Source organism: Desulfonauticus autotrophicus, assembly GCF_055381725.1.
In genome coordinates this window covers 1795973-1813866 of record NZ_AP042395.1, presented here as the reverse complement: position 1 = coordinate 1813866, position 17894 = coordinate 1795973, and the positions used below count along the sequence as shown (strand labels likewise).

16 protein-coding genes and 1 pseudogene are annotated in these 17894 nt (G+C 32.8%); 12 read left to right on the top strand and 5 right to left on the bottom strand.

Annotated features, from left to right (window positions below; all coding sequences use genetic code 11):
• The first annotated feature begins 83 nt into the window (after window positions 1-83).
• From carB to ACZ42F_RS10210, 10 genes and pseudogenes are all read left to right on the top strand, one after another.
• Window positions 84-3304, top strand: a pseudogene (carB, locus tag ACZ42F_RS10255) (carbamoyl-phosphate synthase large subunit).
• Between the two features lies 1 nt (window position 3305).
• Window positions 3306-4688, top strand: a complete 1383-nt coding sequence (gene purF, locus ACZ42F_RS10250; protein ID WP_464278909.1) for an amidophosphoribosyltransferase — start codon at window positions 3306-3308, stop codon at window positions 4686-4688.
• Window position 4689: 1 nt separating this feature from the next.
• Window positions 4690-4917, top strand: a complete 228-nt coding sequence (locus ACZ42F_RS10245) for a hypothetical protein (protein WP_464278908.1) — start codon at window positions 4690-4692, stop codon at window positions 4915-4917.
• Window positions 4918-4940: 23 nt separating this feature from the next.
• On the top strand, window positions 4941-5663 hold the full coding sequence (locus tag ACZ42F_RS10240) for a KpsF/GutQ family sugar-phosphate isomerase (RefSeq protein WP_464278907.1): 723 nt from the start codon (window positions 4941-4943) through the stop codon (window positions 5661-5663).
• Window positions 5664-6158: a YkgJ family cysteine cluster protein gene (locus ACZ42F_RS10235; RefSeq protein ID WP_029967677.1), complete on the top strand. Its 495-nt coding sequence runs from the start codon at window positions 5664-5666 to the stop codon at window positions 6156-6158.
• Between the two features lie 4 nt (window positions 6159-6162).
• Window positions 6163-7479: a transglycosylase domain-containing protein gene (locus tag ACZ42F_RS10230; RefSeq protein ID WP_464278906.1), complete on the top strand. Its 1317-nt coding sequence runs from the start codon at window positions 6163-6165 to the stop codon at window positions 7477-7479.
• A gap of 17 nt (window positions 7480-7496) precedes the next feature.
• A complete protein-coding gene (locus ACZ42F_RS10225) occupies window positions 7497-8495 on the top strand; it encodes a penicillin-binding transpeptidase domain-containing protein (protein WP_464278905.1) in 999 nt (332 codons plus the stop codon).
• A 1-nt stretch (window position 8496) separates the two neighbouring features.
• Window positions 8497-8880 carry a nucleoside recognition domain-containing protein gene (locus ACZ42F_RS10220; RefSeq protein WP_464278904.1) on the top strand — a complete coding sequence of 128 codons (384 nt, stop codon included), beginning with the start codon at window positions 8497-8499 and terminating at the stop codon, window positions 8878-8880.
• 224 nt (window positions 8881-9104) lie between these two features.
• Window positions 9105-9440 (top strand): hypothetical protein, encoded by a 336-nt coding sequence (locus tag ACZ42F_RS10215; RefSeq protein WP_464278903.1) that lies wholly within the window; start codon window positions 9105-9107, stop codon window positions 9438-9440.
• A gap of 16 nt (window positions 9441-9456) precedes the next feature.
• Window positions 9457-10446, top strand: a complete 990-nt coding sequence (locus tag ACZ42F_RS10210) for a YchF/TatD family DNA exonuclease (RefSeq protein ID WP_464278902.1) — start codon at window positions 9457-9459, stop codon at window positions 10444-10446.
• Here ACZ42F_RS10210 and ACZ42F_RS10205 read toward each other — a convergent pair.
• From ACZ42F_RS10205 to ACZ42F_RS10185, 5 genes are all read right to left on the bottom strand, one after another.
• Window positions 10436-10837 carry a hypothetical protein gene (locus ACZ42F_RS10205; RefSeq protein WP_464278901.1) on the bottom strand — a complete coding sequence of 134 codons (402 nt, stop codon included), beginning with the start codon at window positions 10835-10837 and terminating at the stop codon, window positions 10436-10438. The two genes, ACZ42F_RS10210 and ACZ42F_RS10205, sit on opposite strands and share 11 nt — an antisense overlap.
• 3 nt (window positions 10838-10840) lie before the next feature.
• Window positions 10841-11068 carry a DUF4911 domain-containing protein gene (locus tag ACZ42F_RS10200; protein WP_029967696.1) on the bottom strand — a complete coding sequence of 76 codons (228 nt, stop codon included), beginning with the start codon at window positions 11066-11068 and terminating at the stop codon, window positions 10841-10843.
• The gene (locus ACZ42F_RS10195) at window positions 11065-12117 is read right to left on the bottom strand and encodes a M24 family metallopeptidase (RefSeq protein ID WP_464278900.1); all 1053 of its coding nucleotides are present in this window, start codon (window positions 12115-12117) and stop codon (window positions 11065-11067) included. The genes ACZ42F_RS10200 and ACZ42F_RS10195 overlap by 4 nt, the downstream gene beginning before the upstream one ends.
• A 337-nt stretch (window positions 12118-12454) precedes the next feature.
• A complete protein-coding gene (locus ACZ42F_RS10190; protein WP_464278899.1) occupies window positions 12455-12961 on the bottom strand; it encodes an adenine nucleotide alpha-hydrolase family protein in 507 nt (168 codons plus the stop codon).
• On the bottom strand, window positions 12901-14064 hold the full coding sequence (locus ACZ42F_RS10185) for a homocysteine biosynthesis protein (RefSeq protein ID WP_464278898.1): 1164 nt from the start codon (window positions 14062-14064) through the stop codon (window positions 12901-12903). The genes ACZ42F_RS10190 and ACZ42F_RS10185 overlap by 61 nt, the downstream gene beginning before the upstream one ends.
• Window positions 14065-14364: 300 nt before the next feature.
• On the opposite strand from ACZ42F_RS10185, the gene dnaN reads away from it, so the two are divergent.
• Complete coding sequence (gene dnaN / locus ACZ42F_RS10180) at window positions 14365-15507, top strand: DNA polymerase III subunit beta (protein ID WP_029967704.1); 1143 nt, start codon at window positions 14365-14367, stop codon at window positions 15505-15507.
• 9 nt (window positions 15508-15516) lie between these two features.
• Entirely contained in the window at window positions 15517-17889 is a 2373-nt protein-coding gene (gene gyrB, locus ACZ42F_RS10175) for a DNA topoisomerase (ATP-hydrolyzing) subunit B (RefSeq protein WP_029967706.1), read from the top strand.
• The last annotated feature ends 5 nt before the right edge of the window (window positions 17890-17894 follow it).

Here is a 17894-nt window from a genome sequence, read left to right as displayed (position 1 = left end):
TGTCAAGTTATCTCACTATGAAAACCAAGGTTATGGAACTCTTTTATCCTGTAAAAACTTAAAAAGTCAAATTAGGGGAGACGATGCCAAAAAGGACAGACTTAAAAAAAATCCTGGTCATTGGTTCAGGGCCTATTGTTATTGGGCAGGCCTGTGAATTTGATTATTCTGGGACTCAAGCCATCAAAGCCTTAAAAGAAGAAGGCTATGAAGTGGTTTTAATAAACTCCAATCCCGCTACCATTATGACTGACCCAGCATTAGCAGATGCCACTTACATAGAGCCCATTGTTCCAGAAATAATAGCCAAGATAATTGCCCAAGAAAAACCTGATGCCCTATTACCCACCTTAGGAGGGCAAACAGCTTTAAATGTATCTGTGGCTTTAGCTGAAGAAGGTATTTTAGAAAAATACAATGTAGAGCTAATCGGTGCTTCACTTGAGGCCATTAAAAAAGCAGAAAGTAGAGAAGAATTTAAGGCGGCTATGGCCAAAATTGGTCTAAAAGTTCCCAAAAGTGGTATTGCCCGCTCTTTAGAAGATGTCATCAGACTGGCCGAAGAAATTCCCTTTCCCATTATTGTTAGACCTGCTTTTACTCTAGGTGGTACAGGAGGAGGCATTGCCTACAATCTAGAAGAATTAAAACACATAGCATCGCAGGGCCTTAAGGCCAGCCTTAAACAAGAGGTAATGCTGGAAGAATCTGTATTGCACTGGAAAGAATTTGAATTGGAAGTAATGCGAGATAAAAAGGACAACTGTGTAATCATTTGTTCCATAGAAAACCTTGATCCCATGGGAGTACACACAGGAGATTCCATTACCGTAGCTCCGGCGCAAACCTTAAGCGATAAAGAATACCAAAAAATGCGTGATGCTGCCTTTGCCATCATGCGGGAAATAGGAGTGGAAACAGGGGGCTCCAATGTTCAATTTGCCATCAACCCTCAAAATGGGGAGATGGTAGTTATTGAAATGAACCCCAGAGTTTCCAGGTCTTCTGCTCTTGCTTCCAAAGCCACAGGCTTTCCCATAGCCAAAATAGCAGCCAAATTAGCCGTAGGCTATACTCTGGATGAAATTCCCAATGACATTACCAAGGAAACTGTGGCCTCCTTTGAACCTACCATTGACTACTGTGTAGTCAAAATCCCTCGTTTTACCTTTGAAAAATTCCCTGGTTCCAAAGACGAACTCAATACAGCTATGAAAAGTGTGGGTGAGACCATGGCCATTGGCCGTACTTTTAAAGAGGCCTTGCAAAAAGGTTTTCGCTCCCTGGAAATAGGATTGGCTGGATTTGAAGACATAGAAACACCTCCAGACATAGAAGAATTAAAAAGCCTCATTCGTAATCCCAACTCCAAACGCCTGCTCTATTTAAAGCAGGCTCTAAAAGTCATTTCTCAAGAGGAAATCTATCAACTTACAGGCATTGATCCCTGGTTTTTAGATCAAATTCAAGAACTTATTGACCTGGAAGAAAAATTAAAAACTCTTTCCTGGGAAGAGTTTAAAGCCAACAAAGAGCTTTTTCAGCAAGCCAAGGCTTTTGGATTTTCGGATAAGCAACTGGGAAAAATTTTCAACTTGCCAGAAAAAGAAGTACGCCTTGCCCGTCAAAAACAAGAACTCAAACCAACCTATTATCTAGTAGACACCTGTGCAGCAGAGTTTGAAGCCTATACCCCCTATTTTTATTCCACTTATGAGCCAGGAAAAGAGGTTGCACCTCTAAAGGAAAAAAAGTGGTCATTTTAGGTGGTGGGCCCAATCGCATTGGACAGGGTATAGAATTTGACTATTGTTGCGTACATGCTGCCTTTGCCCTGCAGGAAATGGGTGTTAAAGCCATTATGGTTAATTCCAATCCAGAAACAGTAAGTACAGACTACGATACTTCTGATAGGCTCTACTTTGAACCTTTAACCTTTGAAGATGTTTTAAATATTATTGAGTTTGAACAACCAGATGGGGTGATTGTCCAGTTTGGTGGCCAGACTCCCTTAAATCTAGCTCTTTCTCTTTTAGAAGCAGGCGTACCTATCTTGGGAACTTCTCCTTTAAGTATAGACCAGGCAGAAGACAGAGAATTATTTAAACAACTCTTAAACAAACTCAAGCTAAAACAACCAGCCAATGCCACAGCCTTTTCCAAGGAAGAAGCTTTAAAAATAGCTGAAAAAATAGGTTATCCAGTGGTGGTGCGGCCATCCTATGTTTTAGGCGGAAGGGCTATGGAAATCGTTTATGACAGTGAAGATCTGGAAAATTATTTTCAGCAGGCCATCTGGGCCTCGCCTGATCATCCCATTTTAATAGATAAATTTTTGGAAAATGCCATTGAAATAGACGTGGACGCCTTAAGTGATGGAGAGGATACCTACATAGGTGGCATAATGGAACACATTGAAGAAGCAGGCGTACATTCTGGAGATTCTGCTTGTGTTTTACCTCCTCACACCCTATCTCCTGAGCTCATTGCTGAAATAGAAAGGCAAACCAAACTTCTAAGCCAGGAATTAAAAGTAGTGGGATTGATGAATATCCAGTTTGCTGTAAAGGATAAGGAAGTCTTTATTCTGGAGGTAAACCCCAGAGCTTCCAGAACTGTACCTTTTGTAAGTAAGGCAACAGGTATCCCCCTAGCCAAGTTAGCCACAAAAGTTATGTGGGGGAAAAAATTAAAAGACCTGCTTCCCCAAAGACCGGGTAAACCCAACTATTTTGCAGTCAAAGAAGCAGTATTGCCTTTTAACCGCTTTCCAGGAGTGGATGTGATTTTAGGTCCTGAAATGCGCTCTACAGGGGAAGTAATGGGCATAGATGCCAATGTAGGTCTGGCTTATCTCAAAAGTCAGTTGGCAGCTGGTCAAAATCTACCTTTAAAGGGCAATGTCTTTATTTCTGTCAATGATAGAGATAAACCTTTGGCCATATTACCTGCCAGAATTTTTCAGGAACTGGGCTTTAAAATAATTGCCACCAGAGGAACAGGAAGATTTTTGCAAGAAGCAGGAATACCTGTAGAAATTGTCAACAAAGTTTATGAAGGTAGGCCCAATGCCATTGATTACATAAAAAATGGTCAAATAGACCTACTTATAAACACCTCTTCTGGCAAAAAAACCGTACAGGATTCTTCTTCCCTGAGACAAACAGCTCTGCTTTATGGCATACCTTATACTACTACTATTTCTGCAGCCAAGGCTATGGCCCTGGCCATAAAAGAAAGGTTAAATGCTGATTTGCAAATTAAAAGCTTACAAGAATATTACAAACAAAGAGGAATAAACTAAAATGAAAAAAGAAGCTTGTGGACTTTTTGCCATTTATGGTCATCCAGAAGCCGCCAGAATGACCTATTTTGGCCTTTATGCCTTGCAACATCGAGGGCAGGAAAGCGCAGGTATAGTCAGCTTTGATGGACAAAAAATGTTTGAACACAAAGGTATGGGCCTGGTTCCAGACGTTTTTAAAGAAGAAAATTTGCGACAATTACCTGGGGATATTGCTCTGGGACATGTACGTTATTCCACCACTGGCTCTTCGCAAATTTGTAATGCCCAGCCTTTTATGGTTCATTTTAAAGACTTAAATATTGCCATTGGCCACAATGGTAATCTCATCAATACCTGGGAGCTGAGACAAGAACTGGAAAATGAAGGAGTCATTTTCCAGACTACCATGGACAGTGAAGTTATTGTCCATCTTTTAGCCAAGTACTTAAATGGGAGCACCATAGAAGAAGCCCTGATCAAGACCCTGGCCAAAATTCAAGGGGCTTATAGTTTAATTATCCTCATAAATAATAAACTAATTGGTTTAAGGGATCCTTTAGGCTTTCGTCCCCTTTCCATTGGTAAAGTGGGCTCTTCCTATGTTTTGGCCTCAGAAACCTGCGCCTTTGACCTCCTGGAAGCAGAATACCTGCGCTGTGTAAAACCAGGGGAAATGGTTATTATTGAAGAAGACCGCTTAAATAGTATCTTTTTTGCTGAACCTCAAAAACAATCTTCCTGTATTTTTGAACTCATTTATTTTGCCCGACCAGATTCCATTGTCTTTGAAGAAGAAGTCTATCTGGCCAGAAAAAAAATGGGAACTATTCTGGCCCAGGAAGCTCCCATTGAAGCAGACTTTGTAATGCCCTTTCCAGATTCTGGAGTTTATGCAGCCATTGGTTATGCCCAGGCCTCAGGCTTACCCTTTGAAATGGCCATGATTCGTAATCACTATGTGGGCAGGACCTTTATCCAGCCCTCTCAAGATATGCGTGACTTTGGAGTGCGAGTAAAGCTAAATCCTGTGGCTAAAATGATAAAAAACAAGCGCATCATAATCATTGAAGACTCCATCGTTAGGGGCACTACTATTAGAACCAGGGTAAAAAAACTACGAGAACTGGGAGCTAGAGAAATTCACATGCGGGTAAGCTGTCCACCCATCCGCTATCCTTGTTTCTTTGGTATTGACTTTTCTTCCAAAGGAGAACTAATTGCCAGCAAGCAAAGCGTAAATGATATAGCTAGATTTATTGGCCTGGATAGCTTGCACTATTTAAGCCTGGAAGGCCTAAAGAAATCTGTTTCCTGGAAAAATAACTTCTGTCTGGCCTGTTTTAATGAAGAATATCCCTTAAAACCCAGTGAAAAGTGCGGAAAATTTTGTGTAGAGTGGTAAAATGAATAAATGGCTGCAATTAGCACAAGAAGTCTTTGAGATTGAAATACAAGGTTTGGAGCAGGTCAAAAAGGACCTGGATCACAACTTTGACCTGGCCATAGAAATCTTAGCCAAGTGCAAAGGGAGAGTAGTTATTACAGGTATTGGTAAATCAGGTTTGGTGGGTAGAAAAATAGCTGCTACTTTAAGCAGTACTGGTACTCCTGCCTTTTTCTTCATCCAGTAGAAGGAGCCCATGGCGATCTGGGAATGCTCCAAAAAGAAGATGTTGTTTTGGCCATTTCCAACAGTGGAGAAACAGACGAACTCAATGCCATCATTCCCTCTCTTCGCCAATTGGGCCTAAGAATTATTAGCCTCACCTCCAATCCTAATTCCACCTTGGGCAAATTAAGCGACCTGGTGCTTAAAGTAAAAGTGCCAAGGGAGGCCTGCCCCTTAAACCTCGCTCCCACTGCAAGTACCACTGCAACTTTGGTCCTGGGTGATGCTTTAGCCGTTTGTTTAATCAAAAAAAAGGAATTCAAAGAAGAAGATTTTAAACTCTATCACCCTGGAGGCTTTCTGGGGAAAAGACTTTCAGAACCCATCCGTTCCCTTATGCACAGCAACATACCTCTAGTTTTTAACACAGAAAGCCTAAAAAAAGCCTTAGAAGTAATGAATAAAACCAACTTAGGAATAGTAATTATAAGGGATGAGAAAAATATTCTACAGGGTGTATTTACTGATGGAGATTTAAGAAGACTAGCTTGTAAAGAAAATATAGATTATAATAAATCTATTTCAGAAGTAATGACCAAAAATCCAAAATATATTCAAGAAAGCGAAAAATCTGCAAAAGCTCTGGACTTAATGGAAGAAAAACAAATAACAGTTTTACCAGTAGTAAATAATGATAAGGAAAAAAAATTAGTAGGTATAATTCACCTTCACGACCTTTTAGGTAAAGGTAAATTAAAATTTAGTTAAATGGAAGAATATATTTGTAAAAAATGTTCACAACTATATCCAACCTGCTGCACTTTGAACGATGAACAAAATATTATTTTTCCTTTAAGTAATTTAGAAATAGAACAAATTAAAAAGGAAACTAAAGAGGAGTTCTTTTTTTTAGAAAAAGTAACTACTGAATTTTTAAATAATTTAAAAAAAATTTTTCCTGAGGATAAAAAAATTTTTTCTTTTTTTAAAGAAAAAAAATCATATTTTAGATTAAATATAGTAAATAAAAAATGTATTTTTTTAACTTCAAAAGGATGCTCTTTAAAAGTAAAAAATCGCCCTTTCTTTTGCAGGATATACCCCTTTTGGGTTATAAACAGAAAAATTGTATTTTTTAAGGATAATAATTGTTTCGCTCAGAAGAAAAGCAACCAAGTTAAAGAACTATTAAAAATATTTGATTATGAACCAGAATATATTTTTCAGCTATATGGAAACTATAAAAATAATTTAATTGGATAAAAAAATGAAAAAAATAAAAATATTAATTATAATTCTAGTCATACTCATTTTGATGGGATTGGGAGGTTTAGTAGGAATTTACTTTTGGGCTCAAAGAGATTTACCCAATTTTAAAAAAATAACAGACTATAATCCACCCCTGGTTACAACTGTATATACTAAAAATGGAAATATTCTTGGTTATTTTTATAAAGAAAAAAGATTTTTAGTATCTTTAAAAGAAATATCTCCCTGGGTTATAAAATCCTTTCTAGCAGCTGAAGATTCTAATTTTTATGAACATGAAGGAATAGATTTGCTGGGAATTATTAGAGCAGCAATAAAAAACCTACAGGCAGGAACCATAGTCCAGGGAGGAAGTACTATAACTCAACAAATAATAAAATCCCTGCTTCTAACTCCAGAAAGGAGTTATAAAAGAAAATTAAAAGAAATAATTTTAGCTTATAGATTGGAAAAATATTTAAATAAAAATGAGATTCTTACTATTTACTTAAACCAAATCTATTTAGGGCATGGAGCTTATGGCATTGAAGCAGCTGCCAGAACCTATTTTGGTAAACACGCCAAAGAGCTCAACCTGGCAGAAGCAGCCCTTATTGCAGGTTTACCCAAGGCACCCTCTAAATATAATCCTTATAATAACTTTGAAGCAGCTAAAAAAAGGCAACACTATGTTCTGGGAAGACTTCTGGAATTAAAGTGGATTTCACCTCAAGAATATAAGGAAGCCTTAAATTATCCTCTTATTCTCAAGTCTTCTGGAAATCCTTCCTGGCAACAGGGGGCCTATTACCTAGAAGAAGTTAGAAGGTGGCTCATAAATAAGTTTGGAGAAGATAAAGTTTATAAGGGTGGATTGGTAGTTCAAACCTGTGCAGATTTAGAACATTTAAATGCAGCAGAAAATTCCCTGAAAAAAGGTCTAATTGCCTCTACCAAAAGAAGAGGATTTAGAGGTCCTCTTAAAACTCTAACTCCTCTGGAATACGAAAATTTTCTTCAAACTCAAGTCTTACAGCCAGAATTGTTCCTTCCCAATAGTTCAGAATGGATTGAGGTTTTAGTAACCAAAGTGGAGCCTCAAGGAGCCTGGGTTAGATTTGGAAAGTATAAAGGTTTTATCCCTGTAAAATACATGTCCTGGGCCAGGACTCCAGATCCCAAAAAGGCACCTGAAGATGTACCCAAAGTCAAAGACGCCACTCAGGTATTAAAACCTGGAGACGTGGTTTTAGCCAGTTTTAAAGGTAAAGAAAAAGATTACTGGCTACTTGCTTTAGAACAAGAACCAGAAGTAGAAGGGGCCCTTTTTCTGTAGATCCCAGAAGCGGGGAAGTGCTGGCTTTGGTAGGAGGATATAGTTTTAATCGTTCTCAATTTAATCGAGCCACTCAAGCCAAAAGACAACCTGGTTCAGCCTTTAAGCCTATTGTTTACTCTGTTGCTATGGACAATGGCTTTACTCCTGCTTCCATTGTCTTAGATGCACCAATCGTTTATGAAGATACTAACACCAACTCTACCTGGAAACCAGAAAACTTTGAAGGAATCTTTTATGGACCCACTTTACTTAGAACTGCCCTGGTTAAGTCCAGAAATCTAGTCACTATTAGAATAGCCCAAAAATTAGGAGTCAAAAAGATTATTGAAAGAGCCAAGGCCCTGGGAATAGAAGAAAACTTTCCTCAAGACCTATCCATTAGTTTGGGTTCTGTTCCTGTTACTCTAAGAGAACTTTGTAGAGCTTATACTGCCTTTGCCAGACTTGGAACCTATATAGACCCCTATTTGGTAAAAGAAGTTAAAACTTCTTGGGGAGAAGTTTTATATGAACATCAACCCCTTATAAAAGAAGCTTTAAGTCCAGATACCGCTTATATTATCACCTACTTACTGCAAGAGGTGGTAAAAAGCGGCACAGGTTTTCGGGCAAAGGTCTTGAAAAGACCTGTTGCTGGTAAAACAGGAACCACCAATAATGAACAAGATGCCTGGTTTATAGGTTTTTCTCCCTATTTACTTACAGGGGTTTATGTTGGATTTGACCAATTAAGGCCCATGGGAAAATACGAGACTGGTTCTAGAGCTGCTTCTCCCATTTGGGTAAATTATCGTTTAGCTGTTGAAAATAACTATCCAGTTCAAGATTTTCCCAAACCAAGCAATATTGTAATGTTAAAAATAGATGGAAAAACAGGGAAGTTGGCTGGACCCAAAAGTGATCCTGTTTATATCCTTCCTTTTAAAAAGGGAACCGAACCAAAAGAAATCAGCTCTACTAATACACCCAGTGAAAGCACTTCAAAGGAAAACATCTTAAAAAATATATTTTAATATGTTAAAATTTATAAAAAAAATACTTAAAGACAGTATACTTACCTGGTACGAATTGATAAAAATAATGATTCCTGTAATTATTGTAGTAAAGATAGTAGTTTCGCTGGATTTAATAAAGTATATAGCTCAAGCATTAAAACCTATAATGAGTTTGGTAGGTTTACCAGGAAGTATGGGTATAGTTTGGGCAACCTGTATAATAAACAATATATATGCTGGTTTAGTCATCCTGCCTTCCCTTACTGAAACTCAAAGCTTGACTGTAGCCCAAATAACAATCCTGGCCACAATGATTTTAATAGCTCATTCTTTTCCTGTGGAATTAAAAATAGTTCAAAAATCAGGACCTAAACTTTTTTTCAATTTTTGTGTCGTTTTTTAGGAGCCTTAGTTTTGGGGATAATTTTAAATCAAATATACACAAAATTTAATCTTTTGAATTATAAGGGAGAATTCTTATTAAATCTCTCTCATGAACCAGCTGATTTATCAAACTGGTTAATTTATCAAATTAAAAATTTAATTTACATTTATTTTATAATTCTCTTTCTAATTTTAACTATTAAGATTCTGGAAAAAACAAAAATAATTTCCTTATTAAATAAATTGTTAGAACCAATTATAAAAATTTTAGACTTAGGAACCAAGGCAATACCTTTAACTATTATTGGTTTAACTATGGGTATATCTTATGGAGGAGCTTTGCTCATTCAGGAAAGTAAAAAGGGTATTATTCCCAAAGAAGATATTTTTAAATCCTTAACTCTTATGGGACTATCCCATAGTATAATAGAAGATACTTTACTTATGCTTTTAATTGGAGCTCATGTTTCTGGAATTCTTGTAGCAAGATTTTTATTTTCCTTTTTAGTTGTAGCTATTCTGGCTAAAAGTTTAAAGTATCTTTCTTTTAATTTTAAACAAAAATATTTATATATATAAAAAATAGGAGGCTTAAATGTCTTTAGATAAAGAACTTCTGGAAATTTTAGCCTGCCCAAAATGTAAAGGTGATTTAACTTTAACTCAAGAAGAAGATGGACTTATTTGTGCTAAATGTAAAAAAGTCTATCCAATCAAAGAAGAAATACCTGTTTTACTTATAGAAGAAGCATTGGATTTAGAGAGCTATTTAAATGGGAAAAAGAAGAAGAAAACTAAAATTTATCCAGAAATTTTAAGTTTACCCAGAGTAGGAATAGATACTCATGCTCACTTAAGTATGAGCAAACTTGAAGAATTGCCTTCTATAATTGAGCGGGCCTTATTTTGTGGAATAAGCAAAATAGGAAATGTATTTTTATCCTCTACAGAATATTATCAATATAGAGATTTTTTTTCTAACTATCCTATTTTTTTTATTTTAGGTATTCATCCCCATGATGCCTCTAAAGTAAATAATCAAGAGATAGAAAATATTAAAAAAATTATTTTAGAAGATAGAAATGTAAAAGCCTTAGGTGAAGTAGGTCTGGATTATTACTATAATTTTTCTTCACCACAAGAACAAAAAAAAATTCTAGAAGTACAATTAAGTATAGCCAAAGATTTAGATATACCTGTGGTTATTCACTCTAGAGATGCTAAAGAAGATACCTTTTCCATTTTAAAAAATTTTAACCTTTCCAGAGTGTTATTTCATTGTTTTAGTTATGGAAAAGAAGAAGCAAAAAAAGTTTTAGAACAAGGGTGGTTACTTTCTTATTCAGGTGCTTTAACTTTTACCAAAAATATAAGCTTACAGGAAGTAGCTAAATATGTTCCTTTAGAAAGTGTTGTTTTAGAAACAGATAGCCCTTATCTCACTCCCATGCCTTATAGAGGAAAAACCAACCAGCCAGCTTATATGCTCTTTACTGCCTATGCCTTAAGTAAAATAATTAAGAAAGATGTTCTAAGCGTATGGGAACAAACAGCTAAAAATTCTAGACTTTTTTTTAATTTATAAAAATTAATTGTTTAATATCTTTAGATTTTATTTTTAAATTTCCCCAACCAGTACGACCAAAAAAAACTATATCTTTTTTCATTGTAAAGTCAGAAACCTCACCATTAGTAAACTTTATTTTTATTTTTAGTTTTTTATCTTGATTAAAAAATAAAATTTTTTCTATTTTCTTAAAATCAATGCTAACTTCTGTTTTTCCAATTTCTGCTGGTAAATAAGTCAATCCATTTACAGAAAAATTATCTGCTATTATTTCATTTTCTTCAGTATCTATAATTTTAACTTTAAAAAATCTATCTGGAGAAGGTATTCTTGTAACTACATTATCAGTTGTTCCCATAGCGTATAAAAATAGAGATAATAAAAAAATTAATAAGTATTTATAACGCATAACTCACTCCTCTTTTAAGTATAAAATTTTAAGTTCAATTTCTTTTTGTATAGCTTCTAAAACTTTTAAAACTTTATTTTTATATTCTTTAGAAAAGTTAAGTTCAATAACTGCCTTATATTTATCTATAACTGTTAAATAAGCCAAATTATCCCAGGCTTCAATCAAAAATTTAAAATAAGCAATATCTCTCCTGGGTAAGAGCAGGTAAGCTCTAGAAGAAAAACTCATATTATTTCTACGCCTTCTTTTGTAACCAGGACCATATATTCCCAGCGAACTCCACCCCACTCAGGATAATATAAACCCGGCTCAACTGTAACCACCATATTTTCTTCAAACTTATTCTCATTTGCAGGACTCAAACTAGGTATTTCATGGGTATCCAGGCCTATTCCGTGCCCTAAGGCATGGGTAAAATATTCACCTACCCCTTTAGCTTGAAAATACTCTTTTACTAACCAATAAGCATCTTTTATTATTTTTCCTGCTTGAATAAAATTAATAGCTTTTTCCTGAGCTCTTTTCACCAGCTCTAAAGTGGTTAAAAAATATTCTGGAGGATTTTCTCCAAACCAAAAGGTCCTGGTTTGATCTGAACAATAATCTAAATACCTACAACCTATATCTATTAGGACCACAGTTTCTTTTTTTAATTTCTTTTCTGAAGGCCTGGCATGAGGTAAGGCAGAATTTTTACCAAAAGCCACAATAGGTTCAAAAGAAGTTCCTTGAGCTCCTTTTTCCCTAAAAAACTTTTCAATAAACCAGGCTAACTCTATTTCTGTGATTCCTTCTTTTAGATAAGAAGGAATTATTTCAAAAACTTCATAAACCAATTTATTTGCTTTTCTTATTTTTTCTATTTCTTCTTTATTTTTAATTTTTCTGATATTTTCAATTATTCCTTTAAAAGAAAAAAGATTTAAATCTTTTAAATTCTCCCAAAAAATATAAGGAAAAAAATCATATTCAAAACCAATATTGTTTAAATTTAATTCTTTAATTTTTTGCTTAATAAAATAAAATTTATTTTCTTTATAAATAAAAATATCATCAGCATAATGTTTTTTAGCTTCTTCTAAATATCTAGAATCTGTAAATAAAAATACCTTATCTCTAGTAATCAACAAAAAACCGGCACTTTCATTATATTGAACATCTTTTAATTCAAATCCAGATAAATAATATCTATTACTAGGATTTAAAACTAAAAAAGCATCGATATTATTTTTAGAAATAAACTCTTTAACTTTTAAACACCTTTCTTTAAAAATCATAATTTTATACCTCTTAATTTATCCCAATATCCACTTATCTGAGAAGAAAATATAAAATTTACATTTTTAAATTTAAAAAATTCTTCCATCTTTACTTTTAAAAAAAAATAAAATTTAATAACTTTGTTATATTCAGTAAAAGATATTTGTACTACAATTTTATCTACTAAAAACCTTATCCTAAAATCAAATATTTTTAAAATTAAAAATATATTTTCTATTTTTCTAATTTTATCAATTAAATAAAAATAAATAAAATAATTATAATCAAACCTAGTAAAAAGACAAGATCTAGACTTTAAATTTAAAAAAGATAACCCATACTTACGACAAATATCTATAATATCTTTTTTTCAATACCGCAATCAAGATAAGGACTTATAACTTCTAATTCTTTTATAGCTTTTATACCAGGCCTATATCCTTTCAAATCTGTACAATTTGTACCTTCAATCAATAAAGAAAACTCTTTTTTTATTTTATTAAAAATATTTTTTTTACAAAAATAACATCTATCTTTCTTATTAAGTCTTATACTATCTTCACTCAAAGAATTTATATATATAAGTTTATTCTTAATATTATTATTTTTACACCATTTTTTAATAAAAAAATATTCTTCTTCTGTAAATCCAAAATTAAAAAAAGTAATTGTTTCAAAATTAAGATTTAGACTTAAACATAAATAAACTAAAAGACCACTATCAACTCCTCCTGAAAAACATACAGTAATTTTACCTTTTTTATTTAAATCTTTTAAATAATTTTTCAGTCTATTTTCTTTTAATAAGATGGAATCTGTTCTTGAGATTCGGTTAATAAAAACTCTCCTTTTTCTATCCACTCTTTCAATTTATTAGCTATTTCTAAGGACAAAGAATAACTAGTAAGAGGAACAGTAGGAATTTTTTTACCCTCTAACTCTATTTCTCCAGCAAGGAGTTCAGCATAGTTAACATACTTTAAAGCCTTGGCCTTTCCTTGACCATAATCTTCACCGTAATCTATTACTGGCATTAAAATATCTTCTGCCCTTACTCCAGTAAACCAGGCCATTTCTTCATCTAAAATGGGAATGGGAATTCCTACTCCCACACTTAAGGAACAACCATAACCAATCAAGCTCACTCCCCTGAGATAACGAGCCTGCATTTGCTTTAAGTCTCCTTTTAACATCAAGGTGGCAGCTGGCACTAAAGGAAGACCCCTTTCATTTCGAGGAGGAGAAGGATTATGCTGAGTTCCATAGCCAATAACATAGCCTATACCTCCTCCCAGGAAAATTTTCGTACCTGTTCCTATTGTGCGTAAATAAGGATCATTGAAAAGAGGGCTCAAAGGACCAGAAGTGGCAAAATTGGCATTTCCCAAGTTAGGCCTTAATGGCCCCATGTAGGTATATTTAATTTTGGAACTTAGATTAACTGCACAGTTATAATTCTGGTAACAATTCCTTGGATTTAACAGAATGGCATTTCTAAGTTCTCCTAAGGTTATATCCTTTTCTAAAAATTTACGAGGATAGCAGTCTGTACCATAAGCCAGGGCTCGAAGATGAACAGATTTTCCTCGAACCAAGTCTTCAATAACATGTCCTCCTCCATACTTAAATTGTCCAGGAAAAACTTTATTTAAAGGATCGTCCTCAGCTGGTTCTGTAGCTCCTAAATAAGCATCTACAGCTGCCAATCCAGCGTAAGCTGGAACTCCATTTAACCAAACCTTTGAGGCTTTAATTAAAGGAGGATATTGACCAAAATTAAAAAGAAGACCAGAGGAACACATGGGAGAAAAGGTACCTGTAGTTACTACATCCACTTCTCTGGCCGCCTTTTCTTTCCCCACTTTTTGGACTAACTCAGCCATTTCTAAGGCATTTAAAACAACTGCCTTTCCCTTTTTAATTTTTTCATTTATCTCATTTAAGCTCTTTTTAAATGTTCCCATTTTAACCCTCTTTTTTATTAAAAAAATCAACGAGTTATACCCTGAGAAAGATTTGCCTTAAACTAAAAATTGAGTTATTATAGCTTATCTTAGTCCAGGGTCTAAGCTTAGTCAACAAAGGACTAAGGAACAAGATATCCCGTTTAAAGGATACTTAAGAACAAAAAAAAACGTCCAAATTAAATGTTCTTAAAAAAGAACATTTAGGAAAAATGATTTTTTATAACTTTTTCAGTAATATTAAACAGTTATAAGATTTAATAACATATGTACACTTTTAATAACTAAAAGGAGAAAAAAATGAATATTATTTTTAAGAAAGAAGAAGTTTTAAGTGGTGTACAAAAAATAGCTTCTATTTTACCTCAAAAAACCGGAGCTGCTTTTCTTAGAACTATCTGGATTAAAAGTAAGGAAAACCAGGTTCAGTTTTTAGCTACAGATTCCAATATAGAAATAACCTGTACTTATCCCTGCGAAACCAGAGAAGAAGGATTAATTGGAGTACAAGGAAAAATCTTTTCTGATTTATTAAAAAAATTAAATCCAGGAAATATTACTTTAAGTTTGCAAGGACAAAAGGTACTTATAACTCAAGGACAAAATAAATATTCTATTCCTGTTGTAGAATCATCCTGGTTTCAAGAATTTTATAAATTTCCAGAGGAAAATAAAAAAATATGGTCAGGAGATATTATAAAAGAAGCTATAGATAAAGTTTATTTCTGTATATCTGACGATGAATCTTTAGAAAGTATGACATGTATGAGTATAAAAAAAGGAAAAGAAGTTGGAGACATAGAATTTTGTGGGTTAAATGGACCTAAAATGGCTCTTTTTAAACTAATAAACGAAGATATATATAATATATTACCCGATGAAGGTATTTTAATTAATAAAAAAATTGTCAATGAATTGAAAAAGATACTTAATGAAGAAGATATAGAGATTAATATAAATGAAGGAAGGCTATTTATTAGAACTATAGATAAACAAGAAATGTATACTTTTCCTTTGAGTTCTTATAATTTTCCAAATTATCACGACTTTTTAGATAAATATAAAAACTCAATGAATTCATCTTTAACTATAAATAAACAAGATTTAATTTATTCTTTAGATAGATTAATACTTTTTAATACTAATACAAAATCGACAATATTTAAATTATCTCCCAGTAATATAACTTTAAGTGCTTATGGTTCTGATATTGGTGAAGCCCAGGAAATTTTAAGTTGTGAATTTAGTGGAGATTTAGATTCCATAGTTTTAATGACTAAAGATATAATAGAAATTTTAGATCATTTTATTTCCGAAAATATAACTTTTAGATTTTCAGGAAAATTAGAGCCTTTCAAAATAGAAGGAGAAGAAGATCCAAATTATGTCATTTTTGCTATGCCAGTAGAAATAGAAGAAGAAACATATTATACAGAGGAGTAATTTTATAATATGAGTAATAACTATACAGCTGAAAGTATAAAAGTTTTAGAAGGTCTAAGTGCTGTACGGAAAAGACCTGCCATGTATATTGGCAGTACTGACTATAGAGGTTTGCATCACTTAGTTTATGAAGTAGTAGATAATAGTATAGATGAATCTATGGCAGGTTTTTGTGATACTATTAAAGTAAAAATTAATTTAGATAACAGTATAACAGTTATAGATAATGGTAGAGGTATTCCTACTGATATTCATCCCAAGGAAAAAAGACCTGCCGTTGAAGTTGTTATGACTGTATTACATGCTGGTGGAAAATTTGATAATTCTGTCTATAAAGTATCTGGAGGTCTTCATGGAGTTGGAGTTTCTGTTGTAAATGCCTTATCTGAATTTTTAGAAGTTACTATTAGAAGAAATGGTAAAAAGTATTTTCAAAGATATGAAAAAGGGATTCCTGTAACTTCTTTACAGGAAATTGGAACTACGGAAAAAACAGGAACTACTATTAAATTCAGACCTGATGAAGAAATATTTGAAAATATTACTTTTGATTACTCCATTTTAGCCAAAAGATTTGAAGAATTAGCTTATTTAAATAGTGGTATTTTAATAGAACTAAGTGATGAAAGAACTGGTAATAGTGATAAGTTTAAATTCGAAGGTGGTATAAAATCTTTTGTCGAAAAATTAAATAGTGGAAGTAATGGATTACATCCTATTTTTTATTTAAATAAAGATATTGATAAAATTCAAATAGAGTTTGCTTTTCAATATACAAATAATTATTCTGAAAAAATAATTTCTTTTGCTAATAATATAAGAACAATAGAAGGTGGTACTCATTTAGTAGGTTTTAGAACAGCTTTAACCAGAGCTATAAATAATTATATAAATAATAACGAATTACCTAAAAAATTAAAAGTTAAGATTTCTGGAGATGATGTTAAAGAAGGTTTAACAGCTATTATTAGTGTTAAACTTCCAAATCCTCAGTTTGAAGGACAAACTAAAACAAAATTAGGTAATAGCGAAGTTCAAGGTGTAGTTGCTAGTGTTGTGTATGAAGCAATTAGTACTTTTTTAGTAGAAAATCCTAAAGAAGCTAAAAATATAATAGAAAAAATCGTAGATTCAGCCAGAGCTAGAGAAGCAGCCAAAAAGGCCAGAGAACTGGTGAGAAGAAAAAGTGCTCTTTCTGATAATTCTCTTCCAGGTAAATTGGCAGATTGTCAGAGTAAATCACCAGAAGAAAGTGAAATTTTTATTGTTGAGGGTGATTCTGCTGGTGGTTCAGCTAAACAAGGGAGAAATCCTAAATTTCAGGCCATTTTACCTTTGAGAGGAAAAATTTTAAATGTAGAAAAAACTAGATTGGATAAGATGTTGGAAAATAAAGAAATTCGTGCCTTAATTACAGCTTTAGGTTTGAATGTGGAAGAAGGAAGTGTAGATAAAATTCGCTATCATAAAATAATTATCATGACTGATGCTGATGTTGATGGGGCTCATATTAGAACTCTTTTACTTACTTTTTTTTATAGAAAATTTAAAGAAGTTATAGATAAAGGGTATTTATATATAGCCCAACCTCCTTTATATAGAATTTCTGAAAGAAAAGAAGAATATTATTTTGTTGATGATAATGAATTAAATAGATTTTTAATTAATAGAATTTTAGATAAAATTAGTATCATTTCACTAAATAATAGTAAAGAAAATGTTGTTGAGGATAAAAAGAATTTTATAGATAATTTGAATAGGCTTAAGTTTAATTTAGATGAAATTAAAAGAATAGGTTTTGATTATAATCTTATTTTTGGTCTGTTAAAATATAAAGAGAAGATAACTATAGAAAATTTTGATTCCATTTATGAAAGTTTAAAAGAATATTTATATGATTTAGGATATAATTTAAACCAAGAATTAATAGAATATGAGGATGAAGATTTGAAAAGATATATATATATAGATAGTAATGATGTTAATATAAAATTTGGTGTAGAGTTTTTTAATTCTAGATTATATAAAAAATCTTATGAAATATTAGATTACTTTAAAAGTATATCTCCAGAATTAGAGTTTAAGGTTATTTTTAATGATCAAGAAATAGAATCTGGAGACCTGATTTTTATTTTTGATAAAATACATGAATTTTCTAGAAAAGGTATTAATATTCAGCGCTATAAAGGTTTGGGTGAAATGAATCCAGAACAACTTTGGGATACAACTATGAATCCTGAAAAAAGAAATTTATATCAGGTAAGAGTAGAAGATGCTGAAGAAGCAGATGAGTTGTTTTTTAATTTAATGGGTGAAAAGGTAGAACCAAGAAAAGAATTTATTCAGAAAAATGCTTTATTAGTTAAAGAATTAGATATTTAGGAGAA